The organism is Bacillus sp. AFS041924 (genome assembly GCF_002577195.1).
Lineage (GTDB): Bacteria > Bacillota > Bacilli > Bacillales > Bacillaceae_G > Gottfriedia.
In genome coordinates, this window is sequence record NZ_NULG01000039.1 from 1 (window position 1) to 10163 (window position 10163).

General features: G+C 32.4%; 7 protein-coding genes and 1 pseudogene. All 8 read right to left on the bottom strand.

Going from position 1 to position 10163, the window contains the following annotated elements:
* Nucleotides 1-199 precede the first annotated feature (199 nt).
* Nucleotides 200-964 (bottom strand): FliA/WhiG family RNA polymerase sigma factor, encoded by a 765-nt coding sequence (locus COC46_RS12515; protein ID WP_255294893.1) that lies wholly within the window; start codon nt 962-964, stop codon nt 200-202.
* A gap of 722 nt (nt 965-1686) precedes the next feature.
* Nucleotides 1687-2466, bottom strand: coding sequence for a GTP-sensing pleiotropic transcriptional regulator CodY (codY, locus tag COC46_RS12520; protein WP_098810052.1), 780 nt, complete (start codon nt 2464-2466; stop codon nt 1687-1689).
* 75 nt (nt 2467-2541) lie between these two features.
* Nucleotides 2542-3933: an ATP-dependent protease ATPase subunit HslU gene (gene hslU, locus COC46_RS12525; RefSeq protein WP_098810053.1), complete on the bottom strand. Its 1392-nt coding sequence runs from the start codon at nt 3931-3933 to the stop codon at nt 2542-2544.
* Nucleotides 3934-3944: 11 nt separating this feature from the next.
* Nucleotides 3945-4490, bottom strand: a complete 546-nt coding sequence (gene hslV, locus COC46_RS12530) for an ATP-dependent protease subunit HslV (protein WP_098810054.1) — start codon at nt 4488-4490, stop codon at nt 3945-3947.
* Nucleotides 4491-4537: 47 nt separating this feature from the next.
* Entirely contained in the window at nt 4538-5437 is a 900-nt protein-coding gene (xerC, locus tag COC46_RS12535) for a tyrosine recombinase XerC (RefSeq protein WP_098810055.1), read from the bottom strand.
* A 64-nt stretch (nt 5438-5501) separates the two neighbouring features.
* Nucleotides 5502-6806 (bottom strand): FADH(2)-oxidizing methylenetetrahydrofolate--tRNA-(uracil(54)-C(5))-methyltransferase TrmFO, encoded by a 1305-nt coding sequence (trmFO, locus tag COC46_RS12540; RefSeq protein ID WP_098810056.1) that lies wholly within the window; start codon nt 6804-6806, stop codon nt 5502-5504.
* Between the two features lie 117 nt (nt 6807-6923).
* A pseudogene (topA, locus tag COC46_RS12545) lies at nt 6924-8999 on the bottom strand (type I DNA topoisomerase).
* Nucleotides 9000-9237: 238 nt separating this feature from the next.
* A complete protein-coding gene (dprA, locus tag COC46_RS12550; protein WP_098810057.1) occupies nt 9238-10122 on the bottom strand; it encodes a DNA-processing protein DprA in 885 nt (294 codons plus the stop codon).
* Nucleotides 10123-10163 lie beyond the last annotated feature (41 nt).

A 10163-nucleotide genomic window follows, 5' to 3' on the forward strand; every position in this document is an offset into this window, starting at 1 on the left:
TTTCCCATAGGAGTCGAGCATCCTTTCGTTCCAATCAACTTTCTCTACATAAAATGTATACACTCAAATCCTATTTCAAATATCCTTTCCTTAAATGACAAAACCTCATTATATTTAAATAATAATAAATCAATATTACAGCTATAAAATATTATAAGAAAATACTTAATTTAATAAATTAAACAGCATGATTAATGTTTTAGATTTCATTTAAAAGATCCCTTAGTTTAAAAATAGCCTTAGCGTGGATTTGAGAAACTCTAGATGTCGATAAGTTTATGATTGTCCCAATTTCAGTGAACGTTAAATCTTCATGATAAAACAAGCTTATAACTAATTGCTCTTTTTCATTTAATTCAGTCACAATCGTCTTTGCAAGCAGGTTAATTTGTTCATCCTTTAACATCATTTCTTCTGGTGATAATGTTACGTTATCTCTTATTTTTTGGATAAAATTTACTTGCCCTTCACCATCATCTTTGATTTGTTCATCGACTGAAAGCATATTAGAGAAAAACACATCATTAATGACATTTACAACTTCTTTCGGGGAATAACCAGTATACTGGGCAATTTCTTCTGGGGTTGCTTTTCGATGAAGAGTTGTTTCTAACTTTTCAATCGCACAATCGATTTTTTTTGCTTTATCTCTAATTGTTCTAGGTAACCAGTCTTCCTTACGAAGGCCATCCAGAATATTACCACTTATTCTTATTGAAGCATATGTTTCAAACTTTAAATCCCTTTTCGGATCGAATTTCTCTAATGCATCGTATAGGCCCATCATAGCAAAACTTCGTAACTCGTCTCTACAGACATTTGAAGGTAATCTCTGTGCTATGCGATTTACTTGAAAATGAACTAAAGGCATATAGTTCCGAATTAACTCATTTCCAGCATGGCGATCGCGATCTTCTATCCACATTTTCCAATAGCTTTTTGAAACATTCTTTTGTACTTGCAACACGTCTTTCACCTCAGCGAATTACCATATTATGTTTATAACTTGATTAATATTTGCATCTTAACTTGTTAAGTGAGTTTTCTGGTGAAAATTGAATAATAAATCATCATTTTATTAGTAAAATTGATATTTTGTATTCTATAAAAGTTTTATTACATAATAATTGTTTTTATAATGGCTCTATCTATGTATTTAATCAGAATATCTGCTTTCTAAGTAAATTTGTCGATTCTACATCACGACATGCTTCTATATGAATCTAGTAATAAATGCTCGACCTTATACGGTCCAACATTAGTCTGCATGCTCAATTACCACGTCACTGAGCAATTGACTACATAAATTAACTTTATGAAGCAATTTCAAAGAATGTTTTCGACAAAACCTCATTTAGTCACTTTTCTACTCCTTTAAAAAATTATATTATTAAAATACTCTAATTTAACTACTCATTCTTTAAAATAATGTGAAAGTTTTATATAGCATTTAAAATACTTTCTTTAAAATAGAACGTTTTTTAAATTTTTTAAAATAATGACCATACTTTTCATTTTGCCTGTATACAATGTTTATACAATATCTAGAAAGTATATTTAAAGATCTAATCATATCTTCGTTTTCAAATAGTAAGTAAGATAAAATAAAAAACCTTTCCCCGACTATTCATCGAGAAAAGGTTTCAATTTAATCTTTTATTTTCTTCTTATGAAGTTTTTAATTGATTAGTTAGATTTTAATTTTTCTAATTCTAATAAGAATTTATCATTTAGTACTTTAATATAAGTACCTTTCATACCAAGGGATCTAGACTCGATAACGCCAGCACTTTCTAATTTACGAAGTGCATTTACGATAACAGATCTTGTAATTCCAACACGGTCTGCAATTTTACTTGCAACTAATAAACCTTCGTATCCTTTTAATTCTTCAAAAATATGCTCAATTGCTTCTAATTCGCTATAAGAAAGAGATGAAATAGCCATTTGTACAACTGCTTTGCTTCTAGCTTCTTCTTCAATTTCTTCAGCTTTTTCACGTAGAATTTCCATCCCTACTACTGTAGCGCCATACTCTGCTAGAATTAGATCATCATTTTCAAAATCTTGGTTAATACGAGCTAGAACTAAAGTTCCTAAACGCTCACCACCACCGATAATTGGTACAATCGTTGTTAATCCACCAGAAAATAAATCTTTATTCTCTACTGGGAATGCAGTGTATTCACTGTTAATATCGATATTTGAAGATGTTTCATTAATATTAAATAAGTTTTGAGTATATTCTTCAGGGAATTGGCGATCGCTGAACATTTTTTGCATACGTTCATTTTCGATTTTTTGGTGTAGACCATAGCCTAATAATTTCCCTTTACGACTTAAAATAAATACGTTAGATTCAATTACTTCTTCTAATGTATCAGCCATTTCTTTAAAGTTTACTGGCTTCCCTGCAGATTGTTGTAATAACTTATTAATCTTTCTTGTTTTTTCTAATAATTGCATCTTTCTAAATGCCTCCTATTTAATTGTACGTTTCCTCTTAACTGCTCTTAGATTCACGAGCGTTCTCTGGCTAAATCATAAAATGAATTGACTTATGTCTTTATCTTTTGCAATATTTGCGAGTTTTTCATTTACATATTGTGGTGTAATCATGATTGTACCCATTTGGATCTCAGAAGCTTCAAACGAAAGGTCTTCAAGAAGTTTTTCCATAATGGTATGCAATCTTCTTGCACCTATATTGTCCGTAGTCTGATTAACATCAAATGCTATTTCAGCTATTCTACGTATAGCATCGTCAGAAAATTCGATTTGTATACCTTCTGTAGACAATAAAGCTTTATATTGTTTAATAATTGAAAAATCAGGTTCCACTAAAATTCGAACAAAGTCATCAACAGATAATTTTCCTAACTCTACACGAATTGGGAAGCGACCTTGTAATTCAGGTATTAAATCAGAAGGCTTTGAAATATGAAATGCACCCGCTGCAATAAAAAGAATATGATCCGTTTTTACTGGTCCATATTTTGTAACAACAGTACTACCTTCAACGATTGGTAAGATATCTCTTTGTACCCCTTCCCTAGAAACATCTTGGGTAGAGTTTTGCTTACTTGCAATCTTATCAATTTCATCAATGAAAATAATACCTAATTGCTCAGCCCTAAATACTGCCTCTTGAGTTACTTCATCCATATCGATCAATTTCTGAGCTTCTTCATTTGTTAAAATCTTACGAGCTTCTTTAACAGGAAGCTTTCTTTTTTTAGTTTTCTTTGGAAATAAACTACCTAAAGACTCCTGAAAGTTCATTCCCATTTGTTCCATTCCAGTTCCTTGCATAAAATCTAGCATCGGAGCTTGTTGTTGCTCTACTTCAATAGATACAAGATCTTCTTCTAGTTTTCCAGATAATAGTTGAAATTCTATATTTCTTCTATTAGCTGTTAATTCTGTATCATTCTCTTCTTGCTCAGCATTCGAGTTTTGTGAATCTTGATTAAAAAGCATCTCAAGTGGATTTTTAAATGTTGCTTGTTTTACCTTACTTGGTACAAGAAGTTTTACTAATCTTTGATTAGCGTTTTTTTCTGCTTGATCTTTCACCTTATTCAAACGCTCTTCTTTTACAATTCGAATGGAAGTTTGGACAAGGTCACGAACCATTGATTCAACGTCCCTACCAACATAACCAACTTCAGTAAATTTAGTAGCTTCAACTTTAATGAATGGCGCACCGACTAGTTTTGCCATCCTTCTAGCAATCTCAGTTTTACCAACACCTGTTGGACCAATCATTAATATATTTTTTGGTGAAATTTCTTCACGGAATGATTCTTCAAGTAAACTTCTACGATATCGATTTCTGAGTGCAATTGCTACTGCTTTTTTCGCTTGTTGCTGTCCAACAATGTATTGATCAAGTTTTTCAACAATTTGACGAGGCGTGAAAGAAGTACTCATAATACACTCTCCTATTCTAATTCTTCTAAAATTATATTTCCGTTCGTATACACACAAATATCACTTGCAGTCTTTAAACTTGCATATGCAATTTGTTTTGCTGAAAGATTGTCACCTGCGTTTTCTTTTAATGCACGGCCTGCTGCAAGAGCGTAATTCCCTCCAGAACCTATTGCAAGAATTCCATCGTCAGGTTCAATTACTTCACCAGTACCAGAAATTAATAATAATGAATTATGATCCATTACGATTAGCAATGCTTCAAGTTTATGTAATACTCGATCTGTTCTCCATTTTTTTGCTAATTCAACAGCAGCTCGCTGAATATTCCCATTATACTCAACTAACTTGCCCTCAAAAAGTTCGAATAAAGTAAATGCATCTGCAACAGAACCTGCAAAACCAGCTAAAACTTTTCCATTAAAAAGCCTTCTAACTTTTCTTGCAGTATGCTTCATTACTACCGCATTACCAAACGTTACTTGGCCATCACCTGCCATGGCACTTTTTCCATTATGCCTGATTGCGAAAATCGTTGTAGCATGAAAATTGGACATTTGAATCCTCCTTAGAAATGTCGATTAATTTCTAAAATTGAGCGATTTTACGCTCTAGGATGATGTAAATTGTATACCTTTTGTAATCTTTCCTTCGTAACATGTGTATAAATTTGAGTAGATGATAAATTCTCATGCCCAAGTAATTCTTGAACACTTCGAATATCAGCACCGTTATCAAGCATATGCGTCGCAAATGTGTGCCTTAACATATGGGGATAGATTTTATTCGTCAACGAAGTATCTTTGATCATTTTTTCTAAAATACCACGGACTCCCCTTGGCGTTAGCCTTGTACCACGGTGATTCAAAAAAAGATCATCATTCATTTGCTTGTTAGCTACTATCAGTCTATTTCGGCCATCTTCTATATATGTATGAAGTGCTTTTTCTGCATAACTACCAAAGGGAATATACCGCTGTTTATTCCCTTTGCCTGTTACTAAAATAGTCCCAATTTGAAAATCTATATCTTTTAATTTCAAATTACAGCATTCGCTTACTCGGATTCCGGTAGCATATAGCAATTCTAAAAGGGCTTGATTTCTTTGTCCAAGTTCCGTATCTAGATCGCTAATCTTAAATAGTTTTTCAAGTTCTTCCTTGTATAAAAATCTAGGTATCATAGTTTCTTTTTTAGGAAGTGACGCTAATACAAAAGGATTCTCTTTTGCTTCGTTTTCTCTCATAAGAAAACGATAGAAACTTCTTAAACAAGAAATATGTTTTGAGACTGTACGTCTTGATAGCTGTTTGTCATGCAAAGTTGTTAAATAGAGACGAACATCAGAATAAGTAACTGAAGAAAATGAAATAATGGATTGTTGTTCCATAAAAACTAGAAATTGTTCAACAATTTTTTTATAACTATTTAATGTGTATTGTGAAGAGTTTTTCTCTAATTGTAAATACTGAATGAATAATTGACACAATATTTTAATATTCAAGGTAATTTCTCCTCACAAGCCACTACATACTAACATATTAAGTAGCTATTTGCAATTTATTTTCTTAACATTCTACAAAATTCATAATTGATTCTAAAGCACGGTTTCCATATGCTTCATATCGTTCTTGTTTTCTTTTAATTTTGACATCTAGTCTAGGGAAAAGACCAAAGTTTGCATTCATAGGTTGGAAGTGTTTTTCGCTTGTTGTCGTAATATAATTAGCCATACTTCCAATTGCAGTTTCTGCTGGGAATACGACTAAATCTTTTTCCATTACAAGTCTAGCTGCATTTATTCCGGCAACTAAACCTGATGCTGCAGATTCTACATAGCCTTCTACTCCAGTCATTTGACCTGCAAAGAATAAATCTTGACGACCTTTAAATCGATATGTTGGCTCTAAAAGTTTAGGTGAATTAATAAACGTATTTCGATGCATTACACCATAGCGTACAATTTCAGCATTCTCAAGACCTGGTATTAATTGCATTACTTCTTTTTGAGGCCCCCATTTTAAATGAGTTTGAAAGCCTACTATATTATATAAAGTACCCGCACTATCATCCTGACGTAGCTGTACAACAGCATATGGCGTCTTTCCAGTCTTCGGATCTTCTAATCCTACTGGTTTCATTGGACCGAATAATAACGTCTGTTTTCCTCGTTTAGCCATTACTTCAACTGGCATACATCCTTCAAAGAAAATTTCTTTTTCAAATTCTTTTAAAGGTACCGTTTCTGCATTTGTTAAAGCTTCATAGAAACGATCAAATTCCTCTTCAGTCATTGGACAATTTAAATAAGCTGCTTCACCTTTATCGTATCTAGATTTTAAATATACTTTGTTTAAATCGATACTATCTTTTTCTACAATCGGAGCTGCTGCATCGTAAAAATAAAAATAATCTTCTCCTGTCAATTCTTTTAATTGCTGTGATAACTCTGGTGAAGTTAAAGGTCCGGTTGCGATTACAGTTGGTCCCTCAGGAATTTTTGTCATTTCCTCGTTATGTACAATTACGTTAGGATGGTTTTTGACGTACTCAGTTACACGACTAGCAAATTCATGACGGTCTACAGCTAGTGCACCACCCGCAGGAACTGCACACTCATCAGCAGAACGAATGATCACCGAATCTAATCTTCTCATTTCTTCTTTTAAAACACCTACAGCGTTTGTTAATGTATTCGCTCTTAGTGAATTACTACAAACTAACTCAGCAAACTTGTCAGTATGATGAGCTGGCGTTTGCCTTACCGGTCTCATTTCGTATAAATGTACTTTAATTCCTCTTTTGGCAATTTGATAAGCAGCCTCGCTTCCTGCTAAACCTGCTCCTATTACATTAATAAATTGTTCCTTCATTGATAACTCCTTCTACGCTGATTCAATTAACATACGTAATATTATTTTATATTTTTTTTCTTAAAGATTTCTTAATCTAAAGCTGATATGAAAAGTAAAAGTGAGCAATTTAATTGCTCACACTTGTTGATCCTCTTTGTAGTCACAAGATACACATTGAACTTGAATTCCTTTTTTCATTTTCTTTTCAACTAATAAGTTTTCACATTTCGGACAAGGTCTCGAAATTGGCTTATCCCATGATAAGAATTCACATTCAGGATAATTCGTGCATCCATAGAAAATTCGATTCTTTTTCGATTTACGTTCAATAATATTTCCATCTTTACATGTAGGACATTTAACCCCAATATCTTTAACGATCGCTTTTGTATTTCGACAATCTGGGAAGTTTGAACATGCCATGAACTTTCCGTATCGGCCCATTTTAAATACCATAGGACTTCCACATTGTTCACAGTCTTCACCAGCAGGTTCATCTCTGATTTCGACTTTTTGCATTTCTTTTTCTGCTATTTCTAAGTGCTTTTCAAATCCCTTATAAAATTGATCGATAATTTGAATCCAGTTCACATTACCTTCTTCAATTTTATCTAGGTCACCTTCCATTTGAACTGTAAATTCAATATTAATGACTTCTGGGAAAAATTCAACGACTAATTCAAAAACTATTTGACCTAGTTCAGTTGGTACAAATCGTTTATTATCTAATGAAACATATCCACGCTTTTGAATAGTTTCTAGAGTTGGTACGTAAGTTGATGGTCGACCAATCCCTAACTCTTCAAGCGATTTGACTAATCTAGCTTCAGTATAACGTGGTGGTGGCTGAGTAAAATGCTGTTCAGGCAATATATCTTCCAGTTTAACTTTTTCACCTTCAGCTAAAGGTGGAAGAAGACGGTCTTTTTCTTCTGTACCATCATCATTACTTTCAATATAAACTTTCATAAATCCTGGGAATTTAACGACCGATCCATTTGCTCTAAAAATTACATCATTATTAATTAAATCAACCTTAACTGTATCTAGTATTGCAGATGCCATCTGACTAGCTACAAAACGTTCCCAAATTAATTTATATAGTCGATATTGATCACGGCTAACATGTGCTTTGATCGTATCAGGTGTTCGCAATGTTGAAGTCGGTCTAATCGCCTCATGCGCATCCTGAACCTTGTCAGATTTTTTTTCACTTTTTTTATTAGTAGCAATAAAATCAGCACCATAAGTATCAACTATATATGATTTTGCTTCTTCAGCTGCAACATCGGATATTCTTGTTGAGTCAGTTCTCATATAGGTGATTAATCCGACTTGACCGCCACTACCAAGTGAAATTCCTTCATATAATTGCTGTGCAATCATCATTGTTTTCTTTGCACGCATATTTAATTTTCTAGCTGCTTCCTGTTGTAGTAAGGAAGTAGTAAAAGCAGTTGCTGGATTACGTTTACGTTCTTTTCTTGTAACGCTTTGAACTTCAAATTTATCACCTTTAATTTGTGATNNAAATATTTTTCACTTCAGCTTCTGAATTCAATTCTACTTTTTTACCATTAACACCGTAAAAGAATGTATCAAATACTTCTTTCTTTGTAATTCCTTTACTCTTAATTGTCCAATATTCTTCAGGTTGGAAAACTTCAATTTCTTTTTCTCGTTCAATAATCAGTCTAAGCGCAACGGATTGAACTCGACCAGCACTTAATCCCTTTTTTACTTTCTTCCATAATAATGGACTTATGTTATAGCCTACTAATCGATCTAGTACTCGTCTTGCTTGCTGAGCATCTACTAAATTCATATTAATTGGTCTAGGTTTTTTAAAAGATTCTTTTATAGCATCTTTTGTAATTTCATTAAATACTACACGACAATCCGAAGATGTATCGATATTTAGTGTATTTGCAATATGCCAAGCTATTGCTTCTCCTTCGCGATCTGGATCGGCTGCTAGATAGATTTTTTTGCTTTTTTCGCAGCTGTTCTTAAATCCTTTAAAACTGGACCTTTTCCACGGATTGTTATGTATTTTGGGTTGTAATCGTTTTCTATTTCAATCCCCATCTGACTTTTAGGTAAATCTCGCACATGCCCCATTGACGCGATTACTTTAAATTTTTTACCTAAGTACTTTTCGATTGTTTTAGCCTTCGAAGGGGACTCCACTATCACTAAATTTTCTGCCATCTTTTAAGCCTCCTGAGAGTTTCTATTCATTACTCTCTGTATTCCTTGTTTCATTATTTATTCTTATGTATTCTCAAATAGATTCATAATAAGAAGAGTTCAATTTATATTTTTGATTTTCCTTCATACAATTTCAAATTGTATAGTTTATTCTATACATTAGTCAAATTTTATTTAGATATAAAATAACACAAGTCGCATTAGTATTGTCAATTTTTTGTAATATAAACTTATTTTTTTATTTTTTAGTATATTCCTTAAATTCCTCTAAAATATCATTTGTATTTGTAATTAACTTCGCTCCATCCTGAATTAATCGATGATTTCCCTTATATTCTTCCATTATAATCGGACCTGGCACTGCAAATACCTCTCTATTATATTGTATTGCAAAATTTGCCGTAATCATTGTCCCACTTTTCTCTTTAGCCTCTAAAACAATTAGGCCTTTTGATAATCCCGCAATAATTCTATTTCTTCTAGGAAAATATCTTTTTTCTGGTTTTATATAATATGGATATTCACTAATGACTAGATGATTTATAGAGATTTCATTAAATAAGTTACGATTTTGTTTCGGGTAAATATAGTCTAACCCACATCCAACAACTGCAATCGTTTTTCCTCTATGGAATATTGCTGATTTATGTGCAATCGAATCGCATCCAGTTGCCATTCCACTCACAATAACACAATCTTCTTTCATTAAATCGATTATGAGAGAATCACAAATAATTTTCGCAAATAAAGAAGGTTCTCTAGCTCCAATTATACTAATCAAAAATTGCTTCTTAAGTATAGTTTGATTACCTTTTAAATATAAGACAAACGGAGGATCACAAATTTCTTTTAATAAATCTGGATAAAGTTCATCATAAATTGTAATAATTATAATATTTTTTTTATAGTTTTCTTTTAAAATATCAAGAATGGAAGTTGAATGTAGTTGATCATATAATTTTTCTGCGGCTTTTAATGTCATTTGAAAAATATTTTGAAAAGTGGAAGGTGAATATTGATAGAGATTTTCTAAATGCGGATCATATTGAAGAATTTTTCTGATTGTTTGATAGTTTTCAAATAAAAAGTGATGTAAATGAATAAGTCGAATTTTCTTTCCCATAAATTCTCCTTTCTTTTAGGTTCTGTTAAAAAAGAATGTTG

What these genes read in the sequence shown, in the direction of transcription:
- codY (WP_098810052.1), bottom strand. Translation starts at nt 2,466, where the DNA reads ATGCAATTATTAGAAAAAACAAGAAAGATTAATAAGTTATTACAACAA.
- hslU (WP_098810053.1), bottom strand. Translation starts at nt 3,933, where the DNA reads ATGAGTACTTCTTTCACGCCTCGTCAAATTGTTGAAAAACTTGATCAA.
- hslV (WP_098810054.1), bottom strand. Translation starts at nt 4,490, where the DNA reads ATGTCCAATTTTCATGCTACAACGATTTTCGCAATCAGGCATAATGGA.
- trmFO (WP_098810056.1), bottom strand. Translation starts at nt 6,806, where the DNA reads ATGAAGGAACAATTTATTAATGTAATAGGAGCAGGTTTAGCAGGAAGC.
- dprA (WP_098810057.1), bottom strand. Translation starts at nt 10,122, where the DNA reads ATGGGAAAGAAAATTCGACTTATTCATTTACATCACTTTTTATTTGAA.